Raw genomic sequence first — 24,193 nt, 5'->3', positions numbered from 1 at the left:
CGGCCCTGCAGGAGCCGCCGCTGGGCGCGGTTCGCCTGCGGCAGGGCTGAGCTGGCCGGGTCATGCCGCCGACGTCGACGAGGGTTCGCCCCTCAATTGACGAACGAGGAGATGTCGGCGGCTATCTCGTTCGGGTATTCGCCGTTGATGGCGTGTGAAGCGTCCGGGTAGGTCTTCACCGTGCCGTGGGTCAGGGACCGCTTCGCCAGCTTCGCGGCCTCGCCAGCGTCGTGCAGGCGGGACTTTCCCGCCATCAGGACGAGCACCGGGACGTCGACCGCCGCGAGCTGGTCCTCGGACGGCCGGGTCGGGGCGGACAGCTTCATCACGTACGCCTGCATGCCGGCCTCGATCATCCGGGCGACCGGTACGTCCTCCACCGGGGCGCCGTTCGCCGTCCAGCTGGCGAAGCTGTCCCGCCAGGATCGGGGCGCCCAGCGGACGCTCACCGGGATGGACCGCAGCACCACCTCCGCTGACAGGTCAGCGAAGACCAGGACCGGATCGAGCAGTACGACACTGCCGACCTTCTGTGGCAGATGCACAGCGAGGTTCATCGCCGTCCAACCGCCGAACGACACGCCGACCAGGTGGATGGTCGGCTCGGGCAGCGCCAGCAGAACCTCGTGCAACCAATGCGCGTGTGCGGTCGTGTCCGTGATGGGGCGCTGCTGGATGCTCATGCCCGGCTCGCCGAGCAGGTCGACGGTGTAGACGTTGCGCGACCGCAGCAGCGACGGCAGGTTGTCCGCCCAGACCGGTGACGCCGACGCCCGGCCGGGCAGAAGCAGCAGGGGCGCGGCTGCCGGGTCGGTGCCGCCGCTGAAGTGGTAGAGCCGCACGACGCCGTATCCGGTTCGGACGTCGAGCGTGCGGTCGGGGGCCGGCAGGTCCGCCATCGCCTCCCGGTACGCACCGACGAAACGATCATGGGACTCCGTCGACGTGAAGTAGCCGACGGGTGCGGGGTCGCGCAGCGCGTACGCGATCGCCACAGTGATCACCGCGAGCACCGCGGCGGCCCGGATCAGGAGCCGCCGATGCGCCGACAGGAACCTGCCCATCCTCCGCACGACATTCACTACCATGAGGTCAGATTACTAACCGCGCGGTAGAAAATACAACCGCTAGGTCAGAGAATGGTGGGCGAGAGGGCCGGTACGGTAAGCGGGTGCACCCGAACGACGCCATGTCAGCGCAGGTCCGCGCCGCCAAGCCACTCACGATCACCGAGCAGGCGCGGCGGGCGCAACTCGTCGGCGTGACAATCGATCTGGTTGCCCGGCACGGCTATCGGGGCACCTCACTCGCCCGCATCGCGGAGGGGGCCGGCATCTCCAAGGCCGCCGTCCTCTACCACTTCCCGTCCAAGGACGCGGTCGTGCGGACCGCCTACGCCTCGGTCCTGGAGTCCCTCACCGCGTACGTCGGCGCCGAAGTCGGGGCACGATCCGGCGCGTCCGCGGTGGAGGCCTACGTCCGGTCCCTGGAGGCGTACCTGCGCGACCACCCGGACCACACCCGGATGATCGTCGAGGCGTTGAGCGAGGAGACCGGCATCGCTGACACGCCGAACGCGCGCAGTCGGCGGGAGGCGGTCGCCGGTCTGATCGACGCGGCGCGGGCGGCCGGCGACTACCGGCCCAACATCGACCCGCAGGCCACCGCCGTCATCGTGAACGGGGCCATCGACGCGATCGTGTCGGAACGCCTGGCCGACCCCGACTTCGACAGCCGCCACGCAGCCGAGGAACTGGTCACCATGCTTCGCCGGTCCCTCGGCACCGCACCGCAGGACGCCGGGAATCCGTCGTCCTGACCGGCCGTCACACCAGGCCGGCGTCGCGCAGCAGCTGCCACAGGCCGGCGCCGTCCGGCGCGGACAGCCACTTCTGCCCCACCGGCCCCGACGACGGGCGACCGGCGGGGGCGGGCAGGGTGCCGGCCAGCACCGACTGGGTCGGGGAGAGCCGGCGGATCGCCACCCCGGCGACGTTCTCCGGGTGGGCGGCGGCGAACTCCCGGTAGATCTCCTGGTCGTGCTGGCCGTCGTCGCCGACGAGCAGCCAGCGCACGTCGGGGAACTCCCGGGCCAGCCGCGCGAGGGTGACCCGCTTGTGTTCCATGCCGCTGCGGAACCAGCGGTCGGCGGTCGGGCCCCAGTCGGTGAGCAGCAGCGGCCCGGCCGGGTAGAGGTGCCGGGACAGGAACCGGGTCAGCGTCGGTGCCACGTTCCACGCGCCCGTGGACAGGTAGAAGACCGGGGCGCCGGGGTGCGCGGTGACCAGCCGCTCGTAGAGCACCGCCATGCCGGGCACCGCGTTGCGGGCGTGCTCGTCGAGCACGAACGTGTTCCACGCGGCGAGCAGCGGCCGGGGCAGCGCGGTCACCATCACCGTGTCGTCGATGTCGGAGATGATGCCGAACTTGACCTCCGGGTCGAGGATGCGCACCGGGGCGTCGACCGGCTCGGCGTCCGGGACACTGAGCCGGACCGTACCCCAACCGGGTGGCAGGTCCGCCTCGACCAGCATGTCGACGAAGCCGCTGCGGTCGGCCCGCGTCTCGTGCCGCACCCCACCGGCCTCGATGGTGACCGTGACGTGCTTGTTCGGCAGCGTCGTGAAGCTGCGCCAGCCGCGGACCTTGTCCAGCCGGCCCCGCTGCCGGGTGTCCGGACGGCCCAGCAGGACCCGGCACATCACGCGCACCCAACCCGGTGCGCCGTAGCCGGTGTACGCGACGATGTTGACCCGCCAGCCGGTGCGCCGCAGCCGGCGCTCGACGAGCTGGTGCACGGCGTCCTCGATCCGCGCAGCCCGGTGCAGGTTCGGAACGGCCAGTTGGCCGGCGGGAGTGGGTGGCACGCGCCAACCCTGCCACACGTCGACAGCCACGGCCACGCGAGCCGACCCCGGCCGCGCCGCTGCGGCCCGGCCACCGTGGAGTCGATCCACCCCCACCCCGGCTGCGCCGATCCACCTCGGCGACCCGACCGAACGTGAAACACTCCGGTCGGGACGACGACGGGGGCGCTGGTCGTGTCGCATCCAGAGCAGCACCGTGGGCGACGGCGCCCGCGACTCGATCGGCCGGCGCTCGTCGCGCTGCTGTTCGGGCTCGCCGGTGTCGTCTACCGGCTGGTCCTGACGCTGTTCACGGTGCCGGTGTCGAACAGCGACGAGGCGACCTTCGGGCTCGCCGCGCTGCACATCGGGCAGGGCCGGGAACACCCGGTCTTCCTCTACGGCCAGCACTACATGGGGATGTTGGAGTCGTACCTGGCCGCTCCCCTGGTGGCGGTGGCCGGGCCGAGCTGGCCGGTGCTGCGCCTGCCGATGCTCGCGCTGTACGCGATCTTCCTCTACCTGATCCACCGGTTGACCCGCCGGCTCGGCACCCCGTGGTTCGCCGCCTTCGTGGTGGGTCTGCTCGCGCTCGGGCCGGAGCGGGTGGTGCGCGACCAGCTCACCGTCGTCGGTGGGCGGCCGGAGGTGAAGCCGGCGGTGCTGCTGATGCTGCTGATCACCGTGGGCTTGGCGGCCGGCACTGTCCACCGCCGAGGCCTCGCGATCGGCCTGTTCGGGCTGCTCGTCGGGCTGGCCGTCTGGTCGGACTGGCTGATCCTGCCGTACCTCGCGGTAGCCGGGCTGGCACTGGTCTGGGCGGTACGGCGGGAGCTGCTCGGCTGGTCCGGTCTGCTGCTGCTGGTGGGGGTGGTCGTCGGCGTGGCCCCAATGATCGTGGACAACCTGCGGGCCGGGCCCGGTGAGGACTCGCTGTCGGTGTTCCGGGAGGTCAGCACCAAGGCCGGGCCGCAGCCGCAGTGGTCGGACCGGGTCCGGGGCGGCCTGCTGGAGGGGGTGCCGCTGGCGCACGGACTCTGCCCGGTGGACGGCTGCGGACGCTGGCAACAGTGGTTCGGCGTGCTGTACCCGCTGCTGCTGCTGGCCGGCGCGGCACTCGCGGTGCTCGCGTACCGTCGCGCCGCCGGGGCGCCGCGTGGGGAGCGGGTCGGCCGCGCGGCCGGGGCGCTGCGTGGGGAGCGGGTCGGGCCGGTCGTGCAGCTCGCGCTGATCGCCGGCGCGGCGTTGACACTGCTGTCGTACGTGCGCAGTCCGCTCGCCGCGACCAGCCCGCTGGACAACGCCCGGTACCTGTCGGTGCTGCAACTGTCGCTGCCGGCGGTGCTCTGGCCGCTCTGGGTGGCGGCGCTGACCGCTTGGCGGGGCACCAGCAGCGTGGTGGGACGGTTCACCGGCGCGCTGTCCGCCGCCGTGCTGGCCGCGCTGACAGTGACCACCCTGGTGATCACAGTGCTGTTCGCGGCCACCGGCACCGCGCCGTCGCGGACCGAGGAACGCCAGGCCCGGGAGTTGGCCGCCGCGCTGCGCGCCGACGGACCCCACGAGGTGTACGGCGACTACTGGACCTGCAACCGCTTGATCTTCAACACGGATGAGTCGGTGGTGTGCGGGGTACTCGACGGGGACCTGTCGCCGGGGCAGAACCGCTACCGGCCGTACTGGCGGCAGGTGGGGCGGGCCGAGCGGCCGGGCTACGTGGTGGAGATCGACTCGCCGATGGACCGGCGGTTGCGCCGGCTGCTCGCCGACCGGGCCGACGCCTCGCCGGTGCGGGAGGTCGGCGGCTATCGCGTGTACCACCCCGACACCCCGGTGCGGCCCTGGCGGTAGGGGCTGGTCGTACGCTGGCCGGGCCGGCGCGTGGGGCGCCGCCGTTTCGCCCGTCGAGGAGACCCATGCTCATCCTGTTGCCGCCCTCGGAGGGAAAGGCCGACGCCGGCACCGGACGGCGCTGGGCCCCGGACCGGCTCTCGCTGCCCGAGCTGAACCCGGCCCGCCAGCGGGTGCTGGACGCCCTTGTGACGCTGAGCGCCGGGCCGGACGAGGAGGCCGCGCGAGCGGCGCTCGGCCTCAGCGAGGGCCAGCGGGGCGAGCTGCGGCGCAACGCCCGCCTGCGGGAGGCGGCCACCGCACCGGCCGAGCGGCTCTACACCGGGGTGCTCTACGAGGCGTTGGACCTGGCCTCATTGCCGGCCACTGCGCAACGGGCGGCCCGCCGGTCGATCCTGATCAGCTCCGGGCTGTGGGGCGCGGTCCGGTTGGCCGACCGGATCCCGCCGTACCGCTGCCCGATCGGCGCCCGCCTGCCCGACGTCGGGGCGCTGTCGACGTACTGGCGCAAGGAGCTGACGCCGGCAGTGGACGCCGCCGCCGGGCGCGGCCCGGTACTGGACCTGCGCTCCGGCGCGTACGCCGCCACCTGGACGCCGCGCGGTGAGCTGGCCGAGCGCACTGTCACAGTGCGGGTTCTGCACGAGCGGGAGGTCGACGGCGTGCCGGTCCGCTCGGTGGTCAGCCACTTCAACAAGGCCACCAAGGGGCGTCTGGTCCGGGACCTGCTCGTCGCCGGCGCCCGGCCGCGCAGCGCCGCGGAGCTGGTGGGCACCCTGCGGGAGTTGAAGCACACGGTGCTGGAGCAGGCCACCGCGGCGGGCCGGGTGCGCCAGGTGGATCTGGTGGTCACGGACCTGTAGCGGCACCGCAGCCGCAAGATTTGCTCAAGGCTGGGCCGGACCGGTTCCGTAACGGCGTGGCAGGGGCCACGGTAGGGCAACCCAGACTCCGACAAGGGAGCCTCCGTTGACCCACGAACCCGCAGTGCTCGACCGGCCCCACACCCCGACCACCCCATCCCCGCTGGGCTGGCTGACACTGGGCGACGCGTTCGAGGCTGCCTGCCTGCTGCGGTGCACACCGCCACCGACCGCCGCCCGGCCCAACGCGGTCCGTGCCGAGCACACCGCCGGTGTGGAGTTCAACAGGGAGGACGCCGCGCAGCGGATGCGGCAACTGCTCAACCGGCTGGACATCCCGGTCACCCACGAGGTGGCCGTCGGCGGCCTGCGTCGCCGCTACGAGCTGCACCGGCTGTGGGTGCCCCGGGAGCACCAGGGCGCGTACACCCGGATGTTGGACGCGGGCTGGTGGCAGGGGCGACGCGAGCTGCTCGGCGGGCCGCTACCTGGCGCCTCACCGGCCCGCCGACGGTTGGTGACCCGCCTGGCGGAGGCAGCCTGGCGCTCGGCGTTGCTGGCCGCCGGGCGGCACGTCCGCCGGCACATCCTCGGTGTCCGGCTCACCGACCGGGAGCTGGCCGCGGTGCTGATCCGAGGCGCGGCCGTGCTCGACGTGCCGGCCCGGCTCCGCCCCGGCACCGGTTGCTTCCTGGTCAGCGTGGCCGACGGCCCGGACCGGCAACGGATCCTGCGCAGCGCGGCGTTGGAGCCGGCGCGCGGCCCGATGGCGGAACCCGGGACGACGACGCGCGGGGTGACCCCGACGTCGGCGCGGGGCGCGGGCCTGGCGCCGGCAGGTCGCGCGGCCTGCTGATCGGGTTCGGACCGTCCGGCACCTCGCCAACCCGGGCTTGCGCGCACCCGCCCGACGGCGCACAGTGCACCGCGTGAGTCGTACCTCGTCCCGCCGCGCCGGCCTGGCCGCCCTGTCGACGGTGCTGCTGATCGCGAACCTGGCCGTCGCCAGCTGCCGGGACGCCCCGACCGAGCCGACGTCGATCCGGATCGCCACCGGTAGCCCCACAGCTGTCTACTACGCGTTCGGGCAGTCCCTGGCGGCCATCCTCAACCGGGAACTCCCCGACGTACGGGCCAGCGTGGTGATCACCGCCGCCTCCGCGGAGAACGTTCAACTCGTCGGCTCCGGCGGGGCCGAGCTGGGCTTCACCCAGGCCGACGTGCTGCCCACCAGCACTGCGGGAAGCCCCACTGTCGACGCCGTCGCCCGGGTGTACGACGACCAACTGCACCTGGTCACCACGAGCGGCGGTCCGGTCCGCACGGTCGCCGACCTGCGCGGCCGGCGAGTCTCCGTCGGCGCGGCCCGCTCGGGCACCGAGATCACCGCGACCCGGCTGCTGGAGGTGGCCCGCCTCGGTGGTGACGAGGTGCGGCGGGAGCGGCTCGGACTGGACGACTCGGTGGCGGCCCTGCGCTCCGGGCGGATCGACGCGTTCTTCTTCTCCGGCGGGTTGCCGGTCCGGGGCATCGAGGAGTTGGCCGAGGCCAGCGCCATCCGGATCGTGGACCTCAGCGAGTGGACCGAGCCGCTGCGCTCGCGCTACGGCCAGGTCTACGTCTCCCGGGACATCCCCCGCTCGGTGTACGGGGTGGACGCGGTGACCACCGTCGCCGACCCGAACTACCTGATCGTCCGGGCCGACCTGCCGGAGCCATTGGTCCGGGAGGTGACCCGGCTGCTGATGGAACGCCGGGCCGAGCTGGCCGCCGCCCATCCGGCGGCGGGCCGGATGAGCCCCCGCTCGGCGATCGTCACCGCGCCGCTGTCGCTGCACCCGGGCGCCGCGTCCTGGTACCGCGCCACCAAACCGTGACGGCCGGGCCTCACCGTGCCGGTGAGGGGCGCAGGTCGGCGGCCGGTTCCTCCTCCGCCGACTCCACCGCAAGGGTCGGCGTCGGGAACCACAGGGCGGCGATCAGCCCCCGCGACTCCCCCGGGCGCATGGTGAGCCGCCCGTCCGAGGCGTCCACCAGCACGGCGGCGATGGTCAGACCGAGCCCAGCGCCGTCCACGTTCTGCGCGTCCGGGGCCCGCCAGAACCGCTCGGTGGCCTGGCCGAGCTGACTCTCGGTCATGCCGGGGCCGGAGTCGCTAACCTCCAGCGCCACCCCGCCGTCGCGGCTGGCCACCGTCACCGTCACCGCCCCGCCTGCCCCGCTGAACTTCACCGCGTTGTCGATGAGGGCGTCCAGGGCCTGGTCGACGGCGGTCGGCACGGTCTGGGCGTACGCCGGGGCGTCGGTAGTGGCCAGCCGCAACGCGACCGACCGGTGCCGGGCCAGCGGCGCCCACGCGGCCACCCGGGAGGCGGCCACCGCGGCGGCGTCAACTGTGACGCGCTCGTTCTCCTCCCGTTCGGCCCGAGCGAGGGTGAGCAGCGCGTCGAGGACCAACGCGAGTCGGTCGGTCTCCTCCAGGGCCAGCCGGTGCTCGGACCGACCGTCCGGGTCGGTGAGGCTGGGCCCCAACTCCTCCACCCGCAGCCGCAGCGCGGTGAGCGGGTTGCGCAGTTGGTGGCTGGCGTGGGCGACGAAGGCACGCTGCCGGTCCATCACGTCGGAGACCACGTCGGCCATGTGGTTGAAGCTGGCCGCGAGGCGGCGCAGCTCCGGCGGTCCCAACCGGTGCTGCACCCGGGCGCCCCGGTCGCCCTCGGCGATCTCGTGGGTGACCGCGTCCAGTTCGGTGACCGGGCGCAGCACCCAACCGGCCAGCCCGAACGCGGTGAGCACGCAGGCCAGCACGGCGAGCAGACCGGCCAGGGCGAGCAACAGCCACCACGCGATGACGGCTCGACGGATCGGACCGGCCGGGGTCACGATCACCACCGCTCCGAGCACCTCACCCCCGTCGTTGATCGGTACCGCCACCACCACGGGGTCGGTCGTCCAGGGCCAGACCGACTCGGGGGCGCTGGTCTGCTGCCCGGACAGGGCCACGTCCAGCACCGTCGCGGTCCCCGGGCTGGCCTGCCACCTCGGCGACGAGACCGGGATGTTCCGGTCCCTGTCGACGATCGCGGCGCTGATCGCGTACAGGTCGTCATAGCTGGTCAGCTCAGACTCGATCGGGCCGGGGCCGCCGTCGCGCAACGCCGGGCCGGCCAGCGAGGCGAACCGGGTGGCGTCGGCGAGCCGGTCGGCGCGGACCCGTTCGGTCTCGCGGCTGGCCATGGTGGCGGCCAGTGGGGTCTCCAACGCGATGAGGACGAGGACCATCAGCAGCAAATAGCTGATCACCAGGCGACGGCGCACGTCAGCTCCTCACGCGTCGCGCAGCCGGTAGCCGACGCCGCGTACGGTCTCCACCAGGCGGGCGTCGCCGAGCTTGCCGCGCAGCGACCCCACGTGCACCTCGACGGTGTGCCGGTCGGCCCAGGTGGTGCCCCAGGCGTCGAGCAGGATCCGATCACGGGGCACCGCCACCCCGGGCTGGCGGGCCAGCGAGAGCAGCACGTCGAACTCCTTGCGGGTCAACGTGACGGCACGGCCGTCGACGCTCACCGTCCGCGCGGCCACGTCGATGCGCACCGGCCCGGCCTCGATGAGGTGCCGCTCGGGCGCGGCGTTCGCGGCGCGGCGCAACACCGCCTCGATCCGGGCCTGCAACTCCACCATCGAGAACGGCTTGACCACGTAGTCGTCAGCGCCCAGGCGCAGACCCAGCACGCGGTCGCGTTCCTCGCCCCGGGCGGTCACCGCGATGATGCCGAGCTGGCTGCTGCGCCGACGCAACTCCCGGCACAGATCCGTGCCGTCCCCGTCGGGCAGGGTCAGGTCGAGCAGCACCAGATCGCAGGGTGCGGCGGAGAGCGCGGCGGCGACGGTGGCGGCGTGCTCGACCTCGTACCCCCGGCGGGTGAGGGCGGAGGACAGCGCAGCGGCCACCCGGCGGTCGTCCTCCACCAGCAGGATCCGCACCCGTGCCCCCGTCCCTCGCAGCGCTGTTCTGCGAATGGTGGCAGAAGTGCGCGCGGACCGGGAGGCCGCCCACCCGCGCTGGGCGGGCTACCGGACGCTACAGGCCGAAGGTGTCGTCGGCGGTGGCGTCCCGCACGCCGTCGGTGAACCCGCGGAAGCCCGGGTCCTCGTGGCTGGCCGGCACGCTGGTGACGTTGACCCCGCTGGCCTGGGTGACCGCGTCGACCAGGGCCGGATAGTCGATTTCGGCATCCTCGAAGGCATCGTCGTCCGCCTCGGCCAGGTTGATCACGTGCTGCACGTCGTCGGACGACGTGTCCGGGTCATCGGCCCACTCGCCGCCGGCCTGGTAGCACTCGTCGTACAGCGCGCGCTGGCTGTCGGTCCAGTCATCGTCGTAGCTCTTCATCGCCCATCCCTCCGCGGCCCTTGACCTGAGCATGCCCGGCGGGAGGCGACGGGCGCGGCGGTACCGGCGAAAACCGGGCGGGCGCGCCGACCACGGCCCCGTACGCTGCTGTGGTGATCTACAAACTGCTGTCGAACGCCGAATGGGACGACGCCCTCGCCGCCGGTGCCTTCACCGGCTCCGCCGTGGACCGGCAGGACGGGTTCATCCATCTCTCCGGCGCCGACCAGGTGGTCGAGACGGCGCGGCGACACTTCACCGGGGCGACCGGGTTGACAGTGCTCAGCGTCGAGGAGGAGCGACTGGGCGACGCGCTGCGCTGGGAGCCGTCGCGCGGCGGGCAGCTCTTCCCGCACGTGTACGGCCCGCTGCCGGTCGCGGCGGTGGTGGAGGCGCGGGCGTTGCCGGCGGACCTTCCGGCCGCCGACGCGGTGGCCGCCCTGCTGGGCTGACCGGTCGCGGCACTGCTGGGTTGATCCGGTGGCCGCTCTGCTGGCTGACACGGACGCGCCCGGCCCGACAGTGTCGGGCCGGGCGCGATGCCGTAGGGACGAAGCTCAGTGGCAGAGCCTGTCGATCTCCTGCTGGAACCGGTCCATCGGGTTCGCCTCGGCCGGGCCGAGCAGGTAGGTCTTCAGCTCTCGGCGGGCCTCGGTCATCGGGTCGTCACCGGCCCGGGTGACCGACACGATCTTCTCCAGCTCGCCGCAGTCCTTCGAGAGCAGGTACGCGGCCCGCGCCGTGGGGAACTCGCGGCGGAAATCGTCCTCCGACAGGCCGGCAGGGTTGGCCACCACGTACGGCCGCTGGCTCTGCACGAAGTCGGACACCACACTGGACACGTCGCTGATCAGCAGGTCGGTCTGGTTGAAGCAGTCGAACAGTCCCGGTGTGCGGCCGGTGACCACCAGGTGCGCGGTGCCGTCCAACGAGGACGCGTCCGGGTTACCGCCGGCCGCGCGGATCGCCGTGACGATCCGGTCGTGCACGACCTTCGCCGCCTTGGACCGCGAACCGGTGAGCGGGTGCGGCTTGTAGATCAGGCGGACCCGGGGATTCGTGGCGAGCAGCCCCTTGACGATCCGCTCACCCATCAGCACCAGCGAGGTATGGTACGGGTCGTCGTCGAGCCAACCCTCCCAGGTGGGCGCGTAGAGCACTGTGAACGGCCGATCCACCGACTCGGCGCCGAAGGTGTGCACCCCGGCGAGCTGTGGCCGGCCGATCTCGACGATGTCCGAGTCGAGCACCCCCACGCCGGCCCGCGCGTAGCGCTCACGGCCGGCCAGGCCGGCGACCCAGACCTCGTCGTACACCTTGCTGTAGGGGTTGACGCTGGCCTGCTTGTCGCTGTCGCCGTGCCCGACGAAGACGTGCTTCGTACCCGGCTCGCGGAGCATGTGGATGTTCGCGCCGACGTTCGCGGAGTAGAGCGCCGCGCGGATGCCGCCGAGGTCGAGGTTCATGAAGTCGACCCCGGCCGGTACGCAGATCACCGGCAGCCGGGTGTCGGCCAGTTCCAGGAACGCCTCGCGGCTGCGCATCAGCACCACAGCGCGCTGCTGGAGCGCCTCGGTCGGGGCGAGCCACATGTTCGCCTGGTAGACGTCCTTGGCCGGGCCGGCGAAGTAGAGCGCCACCTCCGGCCGGTAGTTGTCCAGCCAGCGCTGCACAGCGGGCAACAGCGGGCCCTGCCCGGCGCCCCGGCCCCGAAGCCAGGTCAGCGCGATGATGGCGCCCACCAGACCGGTCACCACGACCGCCACCGCGCCGGCCACGAAGAACGGCGTCGGATCGTGCTGCACCGCGGCGGCCACGCCGGCCGGCACCAGCAGCAGGTTGAGCAGGGGCATCCGGTCACCGGCGACAGCCGCCGCCCAGGCGGGCGGTTGGGGGGCGCTGGCCAGTGGACCCAGCTCGATGTTGCGCACCATGGCGGAGAGCGGGTTACGCCGCTCGATCATGGTGGAGAGCGCACCGGCGAAGACCGACACGACCCACACCGCGGCCGGCAGCACCAGCAGCAGGGTCAGCTCGCCACCGCTGAGCCGAACCTCGGCGGCGACCAGCAACACGGCGGCGAGGTCCCGGGTCAGTTGCCGGTACGACCAGTGCAGGCCCACCTTCTCCAACAGCAGTTGCGACGGCGGTGACCAGCGGGCGACGGCGAACTCGCCGATGATGGCGGCCAGCCCGGCGACGGCGAACAGGCCGACCCAACCGAATACGCCACCGACGAGCATGACCAGGTAGGCCAGTACCAGTAGCGCACTCTGGGCGGCCACCCCGAGGCGTCCTGTCAACGTGCCGAACAAACGAGTTCGCTCCCTACGAGTTCCATGACGGGCTGAGCCCGTGGTGTGGTCGACGTCAACCTCGGCGGCACTGCGGTTGCGGTCCGGGGCTGTCGGCCGGCATGGCGCGCAGGCTCCGACCGGACGACGCCGGTCGACCTTTCCGCGCAGGTCACATGCCGTGCCCCAGGTCCGCAGCGCAGTTTGTCAGGAAGTGGCGACCGAACTTGTCTGCTCGGGCCCCAGTCACTGACTGCGACCTTAACGCGAGACGACGGGCGGGCGTCACTCGGGTATCGACACAGCTTAAGGACAAACCGCCCTGGTGACCGACGCACCGGCCACCCGGGAGGAAGCGGACACGAAGCTGGTACCGGGCGCGGACCCCGAAGCGCCGACGGCGGTGGGCTTCCTGAGGTCCACAGCGGCCAGCCGTCGGTGGTGGAGACGATGAGCGGCCCGCCACCGATGCCGGCGCGCCCACACGCTGGGCCGGGGCCGTCACCATGGCCCGGACGCGGCGCGCGTCCTGGCCATGGTGACGACATGTTCCGGCAGGTCAGCGGCCAGCGGTCGGGGACGCGGTGGTGCGGTAGCAGTACATCGCACCGGGTGGGTTGCGCGACGCGATCCGCTCCAGGCCCAGGTACGGCGCGGCGTCGGCGACGAGGGTGTTGGATTTCCAGACGCACACCAGGCTGACACCCACCCGGCGGATCGCGGCGTCCACCTCGTAGATCGAGACGGTCCGATCGGCGTCGGCGAACCTCGCCAGCAGCAGCCGGTCCCGGGAGAACTCCGTGTCGATCCCGTAGTCGGTGAGGTAGAGGTCACGGGGAAGCACCACCCGGACCTCGGTCGTGACCTGTGGAAGTGCCCGCATGACCGACGACGGCGCGAGCACCAGGCCCGGTGGGCGATTGTCCAGGTTCTTGATCCAGAAGGACGAGGCCTTACGGGCCTCCGGCATCCGCCAGGTCGGCTTCGTCTGGACCAGGTCGTCGGTCCACATCGGCTTGCCCTGGGTGTAGAAGGCGCACACCAGCACGGCGGGGAGCGCGAAGGCCAGGACGCGATTGACTCGGGCCAACCCGGGCAGCCGGATGACGGCCAGCATGCCGACGAGCGCCGGCACCGGCAGGATCCACGGCACCCGCCAGAGCACCGCGCGCAGACCGCTGAGGTCACCGGCGAGCTTCAGCAGGCCGGGAATCATCAGGACCGTCACCGCGAGCACGGCACCGGCGGCGAGCTGACGGGGCGCGCCCGCGCGGAGCACCAGGGGCGACCACCACACGGCGAGCCCGGCGATGACACCGAGGATGCCGAGCCACAGGGTGAGCTCGTAGATGGTCCGCAGCGGCAGCAGCGGCGTATAGGTGGCGACGGTCGTCTCGATCCCGCCCCGCAGGACCTGGACGAGCGCGCCGGACAACACAGGGTAGAGCGACACGGCCGCGAAGCACAGGACGGCCTCCCGCACTCGCCGGGTGAACAGCAGCACGACCGCCGCCGCAGCGCCGAGCAGGGGCAGGAGCATCACGGCGGTGGTGGTGTAGCCGACGCTGGCCACGGAGAGCAGGGCGAGCAGGATCAGCGCACGTCGGGAACGGCGCTCAAGGTAGTCGGTGAGATACACCCAGGCCAGTGGGATGAGCGCGTGCACGAAGACGCTCTTGCCCTGGGTCAACCGCGGCAGGTGGTAGGTGTTCAGGGAGTCGGCGTAGTAGGCCACGAGCAGGATGTAGGCCGCCGCCACACCGAACGCGACCAGTGGACGGCGCGGCGCCCACCGCTGCACGAGTCGCCACAGCGCGAAGATCGCGAAGACGGCCAGCACCGGCAGGAGCAGATACCACGTCGCGGTCGCGGCGTGCACGTGCAGGACGCGCGCCATCGCCCCGATGAAGACCTCGAAGGACGGCAGTGGCGGGTTCGCCGAGCCCGCCGGCAGGACGCCCTCGGTGAAAAGGAAGTCCCGGAAGGGGATCTCGTCCCGCTCGGCCACCCAGACCGACTTGCCGACGTAGAAGACGTCGTCGAGGGAGACCCGGCCGATGAGCGTGGCGAAGTAGGCGGCGGCCAGCGACACGACGAGGACCACCCAGCCCTGCCTCGGCGTGGTCTTTCGGCTGACCGGAGCGGCACCCGCGTCGGTCGGCCCACCGCGACGGGGCACGGCCAGCCACGCCGAGATGACCGAGACCAGGCCGAGCACGGCCGCCAACCACCAGGTCACCATGCCGGTGCCGAGGGCCGCGAACAGCGCCGCACCCAGCGCGCTGCCGATGGGCAGGGCGTACCGGCGCAGCAGCGCTACCCGGTTGGCGGGCGCCTCGGCCGGCGTGTCCGCCGGCTCGTCGTCTGTGAGTCGGCCTCTCGTGTCACGCCGCCGGAGCTTCCGGGACACGTACGCCACGATCGGCAGCAGGGCCACCCAGCCGAGGAAGACAACAGAGGGACGCAGGTCGAGGCCGAGGTTGAGGTGGTAGAGCAGAGTCCAGAGGGCGAAAGCGACCACCGCCGCGTCGGTGAACAGCACGGGTGCGGCGGCCACACCGGCGTTGAGTCGCCCGATCAGATTCAGGCCGCGCCCGGATCGGCTGGCGCCCTCCGCTGCGGCGTCCGCAGTCGGGGCGTTCTCTCGGTCGGCTGGCGCTGGCGCCACGACAGCGTCTTCGACTTTCGTCACGGGTCGTCCTTGTCGTCCGGCGGCGGATGAGGGGGCGAAAAGCGGGTGTCGGCTCGGTGACAGCCGGGTGTCAAGGGGGCAGCCTAGCGGAGGCGAACCGGGGTTCCGGGCCCCCGTTCGGCGGGTGTCGCGGGCCCGGTCAGCCTCAGATCGGAGCCGCTCGCGGGGCCGACAGGGCCCTGTTCGCGCCCATCCCGGCGACGACGGACTCGACCAGACGGTCGAGGTAGCCGTCGGTGAGTGGGAGACGGGCGATGGCGAGCCGCCAGTAGAGCGGCCCCACGATGAGGTCGACGGCGGCGTCCAGCTCCGTGTCGGCGGGCAGTTCGCCACGTTGCACGGCCCGGGTGACCAGGTGACCGCCGATCTCCTGCTGCCTGGCGTGCAGCACCTGACGCAGCGTCGCGTCGATGCTGGGGTTGCGGGCGGCCTCGGCCAGGAGATCCGGAATGATCTGCGACGCCAGTGGGTGGCGCAGCGCGTGCGCCACCGCCTGGAACAGCAGCGCGAGGTCACCGCGCAGCGTGCCGGTGTCCAGTGCGGGGAGCTTGCCGTGTGCCGCAGCGGCGACGACCTCCAGCACCAGGTCGAGCTTCGAGCTCCACCGTCGGTAGATTGCCGTCTTGCTGACGCCGGCCCGCCGGGCCACCGCCTCGATGGAGAGCCGGCCGTAGCCGACAGCGGCGAGCTCCTGCATCAGCGCCCGGCGGATGGCCGTGGTGATCTCGTCGCGCAGCACCGCCGCGCCGGCCGGTGCCCGCCTCTTTTCGGTGGTCATCGAGGGCTCTTATCGCAGGTCACGCCGGACAGCGTAGCGCAACGACGGTACGGTTGCGTCCCGACGTGTTTCGGACTACTGTCCTCGCAGCGACGAGGCGGCGCCCCGCGCATATTTCCCACTAGGATTCGATCGTCGCGAGCAACCCCCGTCTGCACGAAAGATCGGAGCGCCATTTCCATGGCCACCACCGCGCTGGTCGACCCCGACACGGGCCTGACCCAGGCGCAGCTGGCCGCTCGGCACGGGCTACGGGTCGCCGGTGAGCGACCCAGCCTCGTCGAGTACAGCCGCCGACTCTGGGCCTACCGGCACTTCATCGCCGCGTACGCCAACGCCAAGCTCGTCGCCTCGTACAGCAACGCCAAGCTGGGTCAGCTCTGGCAGGTGCTCACCCCGCTGACCAACGCGGCGGTCTACTACCTGATCTTCGGGGTGGTGCTCGCACAGAACAGCATCCCGAACTTCATCGCCTACCTGACCACCGGGTTGTTCATCTTCAACTTCACCCAGAGCGCGGTCCTGGCCGGCACCCAGTCGATCAGCAGCAACCTGGGGCTGATCCGGGCGCTGCACTTCCCCCGGGCCAGCCTGCCGCTGTCCACCACGATCACCCAGTTCCAGCAACTGCTGGCCTCGATGGTGGTGCTGGTCGGCATCGTGCTGGTCACCGGCGAGCCACTCACCTGGGAGTGGTTGCTGCTGGTGCCGGCGTTGCTGCTGCAGGCGGTGTTCAACGCCGGAGTGGTGCTGCTGGTGGCCCGACTGGGCGCCAAGTCGAGCGACCTGAAGCAGGTCATGCCGTTCATCATGCGGACCTGGATGTACGGCTCCGGCGTCCTCTACAGCGTCAGCCTCTTCGACCGGCTGCCCGGCTGGGCGACGACCCTTGTGCAGTACAACCCGCTGCTGGTCTACATCGAGCTGGCACGGTACTCGCTGCTCGAGGAGGCGCCGCTGCTCAACGAGTCGCTGACCCAGCTCTGGCTGGTCGGCGCCGGTTGGGCGCTGGTCGCCGGCATCGGCGGTTTCATCTACTTCTGGCGCGGCGAACAGGAGTACGGCCGTGGTTGATCACTTCGACGCCCCCACCGAGGCGAGCGCGACGATGACCCGAACCCAGGAGCGCATCCCGACAGTGGTCGTGGACGACGCGCACATCATCTACCGGGTGCACCAGGGTGCCGCCGGTGGCACCACGCCGGTGGCCGCGCTGCGCCGGCTGGTCAAGCGCACCCACGCGCCGAACGTCCGGGAGGTGCACGCGGTCAAGGGCATCTCGTTCACCGCGTACCGGGGCGAGGCGATCGGGCTGATCGGCAGCAACGGGTCCGGCAAGTCCACCATCCTGCGGGCCATCGCCGGTCTGCTGCCGGTGAACCGGGGCGCCATCCACACCCAGGGGCAGCCGTCGCTGCTGGGCGTCAACGCCGCCCTGCTCAACGACCTCTCCGGGGAGCGCAACGTCGTCCTCGGGTGCCTGGCCATGGGCATGCACCCCGACGACGTGGCCAAGCAGGCCGCGGGGATCATCGACTTCTCCGGCATCAACGAGCGGGGTGACTTCGCCAGCCTGCCGATGCGGACGTACTCGTCGGGCATGGCGGCCCGGCTCCGGTTCTCCATCGCCGCCGCCAAGAAGCACGACGTGCTGCTCATCGACGAGGCGCTCGCCACCGGCGACAAGGGCTTCCGCAAGCGCAGCGAGCAGCGGGTGCGGGAGCTGCGGGAGGGCGCGGGGACGGTGTTCCTGGTCAGCCACCAGCTCTCCTCCGTACGGGACACCTGCGAACGGACGATCTGGCTGGAATCGGGCGTCATCCGGATGGATGGCCCCACCGACGAGGTCATCCGGGCGTACGAGGCGTACGCGAACAGCAAGTAGAGTTCCGGCGAACGTCCGGCACCGACATGCACCTGAGGACCGCGTCGCCCGCGTTGGGGCGACGCGGTCCGCGCGTTAAGGTTCATTCCGTCGCCGCTCGGGCGGAACCTTCCGTTAACGCATCCCTGAGAGTGAGGATCCGGCAATGACGCAGGACCAGACCCCTGGCCCGGACGCCGAAGCGGAGACCCCGACGCCGTGGCGGCCCTCGCGGACAGTGGCGGTGGTTCTGGCCGGCGGCACAGGGACCCGGCTGGGCCTCGGCATCCCGAAGCAGCTGCTGAAGATCGCCGGTAAGCCGATCATCGAGCACACCCTGGCGGTCTTCGAGGCGGCACCGGAGATCGACGAGATCATCGTGTTGATGGCCACCGGCCACGTCGAGGACGCCCAGCAGATCGTCGAGAAGGCCGGCCTGCGCAAGGTCACCAAGGTGATCGAGGGCGGTGACACCCGCAACGCCACCACCCGGATCGCCCTGGACGCTGTCGGCCCGGAAGACTGCAACATCCTCTTCCACGACGCGGTGCGCCCGCTGCTCAGCGGCCGGATCGTGCGCGAGTGCGTCAACGCGCTCTGGAGCTACGACGCCGTGGACGTGGCCATCCCCTCCGCGGACACGATCATCCAGGTCGACGACAACGACTGCATCACCGACATCCCGGTGCGCTCTCGGCTGCGCCGTGGTCAGACCCCGCAGGCGTTCCGCTCCCCCACGATCCGGGCGGCGTACCAGATCGCCGAGGACGACCCGGACTTCGCCGCCACCGACGACTGTGGCGTGGTGCTGCGCTACCTTCCCGGCACCCCGATCAAGGTGATCGACGGTTCGGACGAGAACATCAAGGTCACCCACCCGGTCGACGTACACCTGGCGGACAAGCTCTTCCAGCTCGCCGCCGCGCAGGCCCCCCGACTGACCGACCACCGCAGCTACAGCGAGGAGCTGACCGGCCGCACCATCGTGGTGTTCGGCGGCAGCTACGGCATCGGCCACGAGTTGACCGAGCTGGCCCGCCGCTACGGCGCCCAGGTCTTCCCGTTCAGCCGTTCCAGCACCGGCACCCACGTGGAGCGGGCCGCTGACGTCGAGGCCGCGCTGACGACCGCCTTCGAGGCCACCGGCCGGATCGACCACGTGGTGGTGACCGCCGGCATCCTGGAGAAGGGCGCCCTCGCCGAGATGGACGAGGAGACCATGGACCGGCTGCTCCAGGTCAACTTCGTCGGCCCGGTGACCATCGCCCGCCAGGCCCTCCCGTACCTCCAGCAGACCAAGGGTCAGTTGCTGCTCTACACCTCCAGCTCCTACACCCGGGGCCGGGCCCGCTACGCGCTCTACTCGGCCACCAAGGCCGCCCTGGTCAACCTCACCCAGGCGCTCGCCGACGAGTGGGCCGACGTGGGCGTGCGCGTCAACTGCATCAACCCGGAGCGCACCGCCACCCCGATGCGGACGCGGGCCTTCGGCGAGGAGCCGGAGCACACCCTGCTCGCCGCGGAGGCCGTCGCCCAGTCGTCGCTGGACGTGCTGATCTCCGACCTGACCGGTCAGGTGATCGACGTACGCCGGGCTCCCGGTGACGGGCCCACGCCGAGCGTGCCGGCGCAGTCCGGGGCGGGTCGGGTCGAGGCACCCGCCGGCGCGACGTCCGCCAACTGACGCCGACGGCTGCGGAACCACGAACGGAGCGACATGCGCGGCGACCTGGTCCGAAAGCTGGCCGCCCGGTGCCTGACCACCGGGTTGGCCGTGCTGGCCTTCGTCGTGCTGGCGCTGACCGGCGCGACCGGCTGGGGGCTGGCGTTGGCCGTCGCCGCGCTGGCCGCCTCGGCCGCTGAGCAGCGGATCCGGCCCAGCGCCGACCTGGTGGCGGAGACCGGGTTGATCGCCGCGGCGATCCTGGTCGGCTACTCCCGGCGGCTGGACGACGGGCTCAACCTCGCGCTGGTCGCCACCGGGCTGGTCCTGCTGGGGCTGGTGCTGCTGGTGGGGCCGCTGCGCACCGCCGGCGGTCTGGAGATCCGGGCGGCCAATCTTCCGGTACGCGCCTGGACGCCGCTGATCGCCGACCGGCTCGGCACGGCACTGCTCGGGCTGCTCGCCGCCCTGGCGCTCGCCGCCGCGCTGGCCCTGCCGGCCGGTGTGGCGCTGGCCGCCAGCCTGCTGGTCGGCGCGGGCGCCGGTGCGGTCGCGCTGGACCTGGCCCGGCGACGGTTCCGGCCGCGGGCCGGTGGCGGGTCGGTGGCCGCCGCGCTGCGCCGGCACCAGCCGGAGTTCCTGCTCTACTTCTCCGCGCCTCCCGGCTCGGAATACCAGGTCACCATGTGGCTGCCGTACCTGGAACGGATCGGCCGGCCGTTCCTGGTCGTGCTGCGTGAGCCGGAGTTCCTGGCCCCGATCGCGGCGGCCACCGACGCGCCGGTCGTCTACTGCCCCACCCTGGGGGCGATGGACGAGGCGTTGGTGCCGAGCCTGCGGGCGGCGTTCTACGTCAACCACGGTGCGAAGAACAGCCACTGCGTCCGCTTCACCCAGCTCACCCACATCCAGTTGCACCACGGCGACAGCGACAAGGCGCCGAGCGCCAACCCGGTGTCGGGGATCTTCGACCGGATCTTCGTGGCCGGGCAGGCGGCGATCGACAGGTACGCACGCGCCGGCGTGCAGATCCCGGCGGACAAGTTCGTGGTGGTGGGTCGCCCACAGGTCGAGTCGATCGAGGTACGCCCGGAGCCCGCACGAGGGTTGGCGCACCCGACGGTGCTCTACACGCCGACCTGGACCGGGCACCACGCCGACGCCGACTACTGCTCGCTGCCGGTGGCCGAAAGCCTGCTGCGCCGACTGTTGGAGCGCGGCGCGAGGGTGATCCTGCGAGCCCACCCGTACACCACGCAGAACCCGGCATCGGCCCGCCAACTGGGCCGCCTGACCGAGTTGCTCGTCGCCGACCGGGCCCGCACCGGCCGCCAGCACGTGGTCGGCGCGGCGGCTCGGGAGCTGAGCCTGACCGAGTGCGTCAACTCCGCCGACGCACTGGTCTCCGACGTGTCCGGCGTGATCTCGGACTTCCTCTACTCCGGCAAGCCGTACGCGGTCACCGACATGGGCGACGAGGGCGACCGGTTCGTGGAGCGGTTCCCGCTGGCCGGGTCGGGTTACGTGTTGCGTCGGGACATGTCCAACGTGGACGAGGTGCTGACCGCCCTGCTGGACACCGATCCGCTGGCCGAGGCTCGCTGGGCCACCCGCCGCCGTTACCTGGGTGACTTCCCGGCCGAGGCGTACGCCGAGGCGTTCCTGACCGCCGCCCGCCGCGAGCTGGCACCGGCCGAGACACTGACCGCGTCCACAACGGCGTAGCCGCTCAGCGGTACGGGTGGAGCAGCGCCAGCACCGCCGCCGGGTCCTCCACGTGCGCGTTGTGCCCGAGACCCGGAAGCGTGGCCACCGGTACGCCGTACTCCTTGAGCTGTTCGTCGGTGACCATCGGGTCGTTCTCCCCGCGCGCCAGCACCACCGGCACGTCGGTCGCCGCCAGCAGCGCGGCCAGGTCGGGCTCGCCGACGGCGAAGGCGCTCGGGTCCATGGCGAGGCGCCATCGGCCGTCGACCTGGCGCAGCCCGGCGTCCACCACCGGGTGGTCCGGCGAGACCAGGCCGGCCAGCCCGGAGACCCGCAGGTAGCGGCGCGCCGCCTCGGCGCGGCTGGCGAACCAGCTCACCGGGCGGGCGGCGACCTCGGCGGCGCGGGCCAGCTCGGCGGGTGACCAGAGTGCCTTGATGCCCAGCCCGACGACAGCGTCCACCGGCGTTCCGGCGTCGCGGGCGGCGAGCACCAGGCCGACCACCCCACCCAGCGAGTGCCCGAGCACGACCAGCCGGTCGTCGGGTGCGAGGGCCTGCGCGACCTGCTGGGCGAAGCCCGGGAAGGAGTACGACGGCAGCGGCGACGCCCAGCCGTGGCCGGCGAGGTCCGGTGCCAGCCACCGCCCGGGCCAGTGCTGCTCGAGGTACGGGGCCCAGGGCAACCACACGTCCCCGGTCGCTCCCATGCCGTGCAGCAGCAGCAGGACCGGCCTGCGGCCGGCGTGACCACCCGTTTTCTCCACCACGGCCGCAGTCTCCCACGGTTCACGGCCCGGTACGAGAGCCGTCGACGCCGGACCGCGCGCACAAACGCCGCGGGCGCCGGCCCCTTGTGGAGGACGGCGCCCGCGGCGGTCAGCGTGCCCGGGTCAGGCGGAGTAGCCCCGGCTGGTGATCCAGTTGGCCAGGTCGATCGTGGTGATCCAGTACGACGGGTCGGCCGGGTTCGCCGAGTCGGCGATCCGCACGGTGCGACCGTTGTCCTTGTAGCCCACGACGGCGATGTAGTGCCCACCGCCGTAGGAGTGCCAGCTGCCGTCGGTGTCGGTGGCGTCCCCGACGACGTTCGCCACCACGCCCCGACCGTCGGTGATGGCCTTCACCACGTCGGCCTGCAGCCGGTCCATCTGGGCCGGGCTGGGCGCGCCGGGGAACATCCGGGTCCGGTACGGGGAGCCCTTCACCTCGGCGTTGAGCACCCGGGTGGTGTCCTCGGCCGAGTTGGTGCCCATCTCGGTGGTGCCCAGCTCGGCGCCGAGCTCCTCCTGGGTGCGGTCGATGCCGGCGGCGCTGAGCGCGTTCCGGGTGGCCGCCGGGCCGCAGTTGTAGTAGGTGTTCTGCGCCTCGTAGTCGTAGTCGAGCACCTTGGTCGCGGGCGGCTTCGGCCGCTCCGGCTTCCGGGTCAGGTCCGGGTTGCTGCTGGCCTTGGCGGCGGGCGACGCGGCGGTGGTGGCCGGGGCGGCAGTGGTCGGCGCGGCGCTGGCCGAGGGGGACGCGTCCCGAGCCTCGCCGCGGGAGGCGGCGACGTCGCTGCGCATCTCGGCGACAGTGGTCGCGGTGCGCTGGCCGGCCGGGGCGTCGTCGGCAGTGGTGAGCAGGGCGCCGGTGGTGGTGGCGATCGCGAGGGCCGCGGCGGAGGCGGCGACGATCTGGTACGGGCGCTCGGTGGCGAGGCGGCGGAGCTGACGCTGCAGGGTGTGCTTCACGGGGTCCTCCACGGATCGGGGGGAGAGCGGCACACCGGGGCCGGACCGGTATCCGGGCAGGCGCCAGCGCACGGACCGTGGTCCGCGGATGGTGAACCGCTCAGGGGAACGCCCGGCGCGGCCGGGCGGGGAAGGCGATGACCCGGGGGTCAGCTCACCGTCACTGGACGAGTGAGCGGGTGCACCGCCGCGCCGTGGAGGCGAGGGAACAACCGAGGGGTGGAAAGGTGCTGCACGAGGATGGGACTCCTTCCGACACCGCCTACCGGGTTAGCTGACGGATTCGGGCGGGAAGACGCCCTACCGCGGGCCGTGGCTCGCGGATTCACCCCGGACTTACTGGTGGGTCCCCGGTTCGTTGATCACGATTAAGCGGGTCGATGCGGCGTCGCGTCTTGCGATCGGTTACCGCACCGGACGGGACGACACTACTGGCGTCTCAACGCCCTGCCAAGCCAGGTTCACCTGCGTAAACCCCAATTGGCGCGACAATTTCTGCGCGTATTGCCGCTGATGTGACTCGATGGGACAACGGGTTACGGCGACACCTCCGGGCGACAACCGGACAGGCCGTAAAGAACGCGCCCACAATCGCGGGAACAATCCCGCCGACTGCGTCGGACGTCCGCTTTCGTGATTGGGTGAGCGGCCTCACATCACGGATTGGGCTCAACCCACCCGGGCCGGGCGCCACAGTGCCACGGGACGCAGCGCCCCGGCCACCGTGCGGCGCGCGGGGACCAGGGTCGGGCGTAGCCGGGCCGCCGCCGCGTACGCCTCCTCGGCGAGGGCACGAGCGGACTGTGCGGCCAACTCCGCGTCGCGCCAGGCGGCCCGCTCGCCGTCGGCGGCCACCTGGTAGTCGGCCAGCCGCGCATCCCGGACCACCCGGCTGATCAGCACCTCCTGCTCGACCGGGTGTCGCCGGGGATCCCAGCCACGCCGGTGCCCGAACACGTCGCCGAGCTGCGCCATTGTCAGGTCGCCTCGCCAGTACGCCGCCATCGCCGCCCGGTGCAGATAGCGTTCCCGAGCGGCGTACTCGGCGGGGGTGTGCGGGGTCTGCGGGGTGGGCAGTGCCCCGGCGTCGGCGAAGCGACGCGCGGCGGTGTCCGCCTCGTCGTACCCGGTCCAGGCCTGCTCCAGTTGCTCCTGAGCGGTCAGCCAGGCGGCGCGCCGCCGCTGGGCGGTGGTGGCCGCGCCGGCCGCGGCGACGGCCACCTCCTCGGCGTAGCGACGCAGGTCGACGGCCTCGGCGGCGGCCACCTCCCGAGGCGTGGGCCCGGCCGGGAGCGGGTCGTCAGTGGGCCGGTCCCGTTCGGGGCGGGCGGCCAGCACGGTGAGCAGGCCCAGGGTCAGCAGGAACAGCGTCGACCAGATGGCGGCGGCCCGCGGCATCTCGGTCACGAACTGGTAGAAGACGACGGTCTCCATGGTCGGCACCTCGGGGAGAGAGCAGTGCGATGGGGAGCCGCGCCGATCAGCGGGCCGCTGTGGGCCACGGGTCGGCGGG

General features: G+C 72.2%; 21 protein-coding genes and 1 riboswitch. Of the genes, 10 read left to right on the top strand and 11 right to left on the bottom strand.

The window, feature by feature from the left end:
* Window positions 1–92: 92 nt before the first annotated feature.
* Complete coding sequence (locus AB0C19_RS10165) at window positions 93–1,088, bottom strand: alpha/beta hydrolase (protein ID WP_357182317.1); 996 nt, start codon at window positions 1,086–1,088, stop codon at window positions 93–95.
* An 83-nt stretch (window positions 1,089–1,171) separates the two neighbouring features.
* Between AB0C19_RS10165 and AB0C19_RS10160 the strand changes: the two genes are divergently transcribed.
* On the top strand, window positions 1,172–1,819 hold the full coding sequence (locus AB0C19_RS10160; RefSeq protein WP_357182314.1) for a TetR/AcrR family transcriptional regulator: 648 nt from the start codon (window positions 1,172–1,174) through the stop codon (window positions 1,817–1,819).
* 7 nt (window positions 1,820–1,826) lie between these two features.
* Here AB0C19_RS10160 and AB0C19_RS10155 read toward each other — a convergent pair whose 3' ends face one another.
* Window positions 1,827–2,867: a phosphatase domain-containing protein gene (locus AB0C19_RS10155; RefSeq protein ID WP_357182311.1), complete on the bottom strand. Its 1,041-nt coding sequence runs from the start codon at window positions 2,865–2,867 to the stop codon at window positions 1,827–1,829.
* Between the two features lie 174 nt (window positions 2,868–3,041).
* Here AB0C19_RS10155 and AB0C19_RS10150 point away from each other — a divergent pair, with 174 nt between their 5' ends.
* The 4 genes from AB0C19_RS10150 (at window position 3,042) to AB0C19_RS10135 (ending at window position 7,437) form a co-directional block, all read left to right on the top strand.
* Complete coding sequence (locus AB0C19_RS10150; RefSeq protein WP_357182308.1) at window positions 3,042–4,697, top strand: hypothetical protein; 1,656 nt, start codon at window positions 3,042–3,044, stop codon at window positions 4,695–4,697.
* 65 nt (window positions 4,698–4,762) lie between these two features.
* Window positions 4,763–5,560: a peroxide stress protein YaaA gene (yaaA, locus tag AB0C19_RS10145; RefSeq protein ID WP_357182305.1), complete on the top strand. Its 798-nt coding sequence runs from the start codon at window positions 4,763–4,765 to the stop codon at window positions 5,558–5,560.
* Window positions 5,561–5,666: 106 nt separating this feature from the next.
* Entirely contained in the window at window positions 5,667–6,416 is a 750-nt protein-coding gene (locus AB0C19_RS10140; RefSeq protein WP_357182302.1) for a hypothetical protein, read from the top strand.
* 64 nt (window positions 6,417–6,480) lie between these two features.
* Window positions 6,481–7,437: a TAXI family TRAP transporter solute-binding subunit gene (locus AB0C19_RS10135; protein ID WP_357182299.1), complete on the top strand. Its 957-nt coding sequence runs from the start codon at window positions 6,481–6,483 to the stop codon at window positions 7,435–7,437.
* Between the two features lie 10 nt (window positions 7,438–7,447).
* Here the strand turns inward: AB0C19_RS10135 and AB0C19_RS10130 are convergent, their stop codons facing one another.
* The 3 genes from AB0C19_RS10130 to AB0C19_RS10120 all read right to left on the bottom strand — a co-directional run bounded on the left by AB0C19_RS10130 (window position 7,448) and on the right by AB0C19_RS10120 (window position 9,953).
* Window positions 7,448–8,878, bottom strand: coding sequence for a HAMP domain-containing sensor histidine kinase (locus AB0C19_RS10130; protein WP_357182295.1), 1,431 nt, complete (start codon window positions 8,876–8,878; stop codon window positions 7,448–7,450).
* Between the two features lie 9 nt (window positions 8,879–8,887).
* Window positions 8,888–9,544 (bottom strand): response regulator transcription factor, encoded by a 657-nt coding sequence (locus AB0C19_RS10125; RefSeq protein ID WP_357182292.1) that lies wholly within the window; start codon window positions 9,542–9,544, stop codon window positions 8,888–8,890.
* A gap of 97 nt (window positions 9,545–9,641) precedes the next feature.
* On the bottom strand, window positions 9,642–9,953 hold the full coding sequence (locus tag AB0C19_RS10120; RefSeq protein WP_357182289.1) for a hypothetical protein: 312 nt from the start codon (window positions 9,951–9,953) through the stop codon (window positions 9,642–9,644).
* Window positions 9,954–10,066: 113 nt separating this feature from the next.
* Here AB0C19_RS10120 and AB0C19_RS10115 point away from each other — a divergent pair, with 113 nt between their 5' ends.
* Window positions 10,067–10,405, top strand: coding sequence for a DUF952 domain-containing protein (locus AB0C19_RS10115; RefSeq protein WP_357182286.1), 339 nt, complete (start codon window positions 10,067–10,069; stop codon window positions 10,403–10,405).
* Window positions 10,406–10,510: 105 nt separating this feature from the next.
* Here AB0C19_RS10115 and AB0C19_RS10110 read toward each other — a convergent pair whose 3' ends face one another.
* The 3 genes from AB0C19_RS10110 to AB0C19_RS10100 form a co-directional block, all read right to left on the bottom strand.
* Entirely contained in the window at window positions 10,511–12,268 is a 1,758-nt protein-coding gene (locus tag AB0C19_RS10110) for a CDP-glycerol glycerophosphotransferase family protein (protein ID WP_357182284.1), read from the bottom strand.
* Window positions 12,269–12,806: 538 nt separating this feature from the next.
* Window positions 12,807–14,939 carry a DUF6077 domain-containing protein gene (locus tag AB0C19_RS10105; RefSeq protein WP_357182281.1) on the bottom strand — a complete coding sequence of 711 codons (2,133 nt, stop codon included), beginning with the start codon at window positions 14,937–14,939 and terminating at the stop codon, window positions 12,807–12,809.
* Between the two features lie 145 nt (window positions 14,940–15,084).
* Window positions 15,085–15,717, bottom strand: coding sequence for a TetR/AcrR family transcriptional regulator (locus AB0C19_RS10100; protein WP_238686278.1), 633 nt, complete (start codon window positions 15,715–15,717; stop codon window positions 15,085–15,087).
* 180 nt (window positions 15,718–15,897) lie between these two features.
* On the opposite strand from AB0C19_RS10100, the gene AB0C19_RS10095 reads away from it, so the two are divergent.
* The 4 genes from AB0C19_RS10095 (at window position 15,898) to AB0C19_RS10080 (ending at window position 20,969) form a co-directional block, all read left to right on the top strand.
* A complete protein-coding gene (locus AB0C19_RS10095) occupies window positions 15,898–16,791 on the top strand; it encodes an ABC transporter permease (RefSeq protein ID WP_238686279.1) in 894 nt (297 codons plus the stop codon).
* A gap of 34 nt (window positions 16,792–16,825) precedes the next feature.
* Window positions 16,826–17,602 (top strand): ABC transporter ATP-binding protein, encoded by a 777-nt coding sequence (locus AB0C19_RS10090; protein WP_036412239.1) that lies wholly within the window; start codon window positions 16,826–16,828, stop codon window positions 17,600–17,602.
* Between the two features lie 145 nt (window positions 17,603–17,747).
* Window positions 17,748–19,265, top strand: coding sequence for a bifunctional cytidylyltransferase/SDR family oxidoreductase (locus tag AB0C19_RS10085; protein WP_357182277.1), 1,518 nt, complete (start codon window positions 17,748–17,750; stop codon window positions 19,263–19,265).
* Window positions 19,266–19,298: 33 nt separating this feature from the next.
* Window positions 19,299–20,969 (top strand): CDP-glycerol glycerophosphotransferase family protein, encoded by a 1,671-nt coding sequence (locus AB0C19_RS10080; protein WP_357182274.1) that lies wholly within the window; start codon window positions 19,299–19,301, stop codon window positions 20,967–20,969.
* 4 nt (window positions 20,970–20,973) lie between these two features.
* On the opposite strand, the gene AB0C19_RS10075 is transcribed toward AB0C19_RS10080, so the two are convergent.
* The 3 genes from AB0C19_RS10075 to AB0C19_RS10065 all read right to left on the bottom strand — a co-directional run bounded on the left by AB0C19_RS10075 (window position 20,974) and on the right by AB0C19_RS10065 (window position 24,114).
* Window positions 20,974–21,720, bottom strand: a complete 747-nt coding sequence (locus AB0C19_RS10075; protein WP_357182271.1) for an alpha/beta fold hydrolase — start codon at window positions 21,718–21,720, stop codon at window positions 20,974–20,976.
* A 123-nt stretch (window positions 21,721–21,843) separates the two neighbouring features.
* Window positions 21,844–22,692, bottom strand: a complete 849-nt coding sequence (locus AB0C19_RS10070) for a C39 family peptidase (protein ID WP_357182268.1) — start codon at window positions 22,690–22,692, stop codon at window positions 21,844–21,846.
* Window positions 22,693–22,924: 232 nt separating this feature from the next.
* A riboswitch (cyclic di-AMP (ydaO/yuaA leader) is annotated at window positions 22,925–23,065 on the bottom strand.
* Between the two features lie 284 nt (window positions 23,066–23,349).
* Complete coding sequence (locus AB0C19_RS10065) at window positions 23,350–24,114, bottom strand: hypothetical protein (RefSeq protein WP_357182265.1); 765 nt, start codon at window positions 24,112–24,114, stop codon at window positions 23,350–23,352.
* Window positions 24,115–24,193 lie beyond the last annotated feature (79 nt).

The organism is Micromonospora sp. NPDC048842 (genome assembly GCF_040649935.1).
Taxonomy (GTDB): Bacteria; Actinomycetota; Actinomycetes; order Mycobacteriales; family Micromonosporaceae; genus Micromonospora; species Micromonospora hortensis.
Note: the sequence above shows the minus strand (reverse complement) of the source record. Positions and strands in the feature narration are given on the sequence as shown.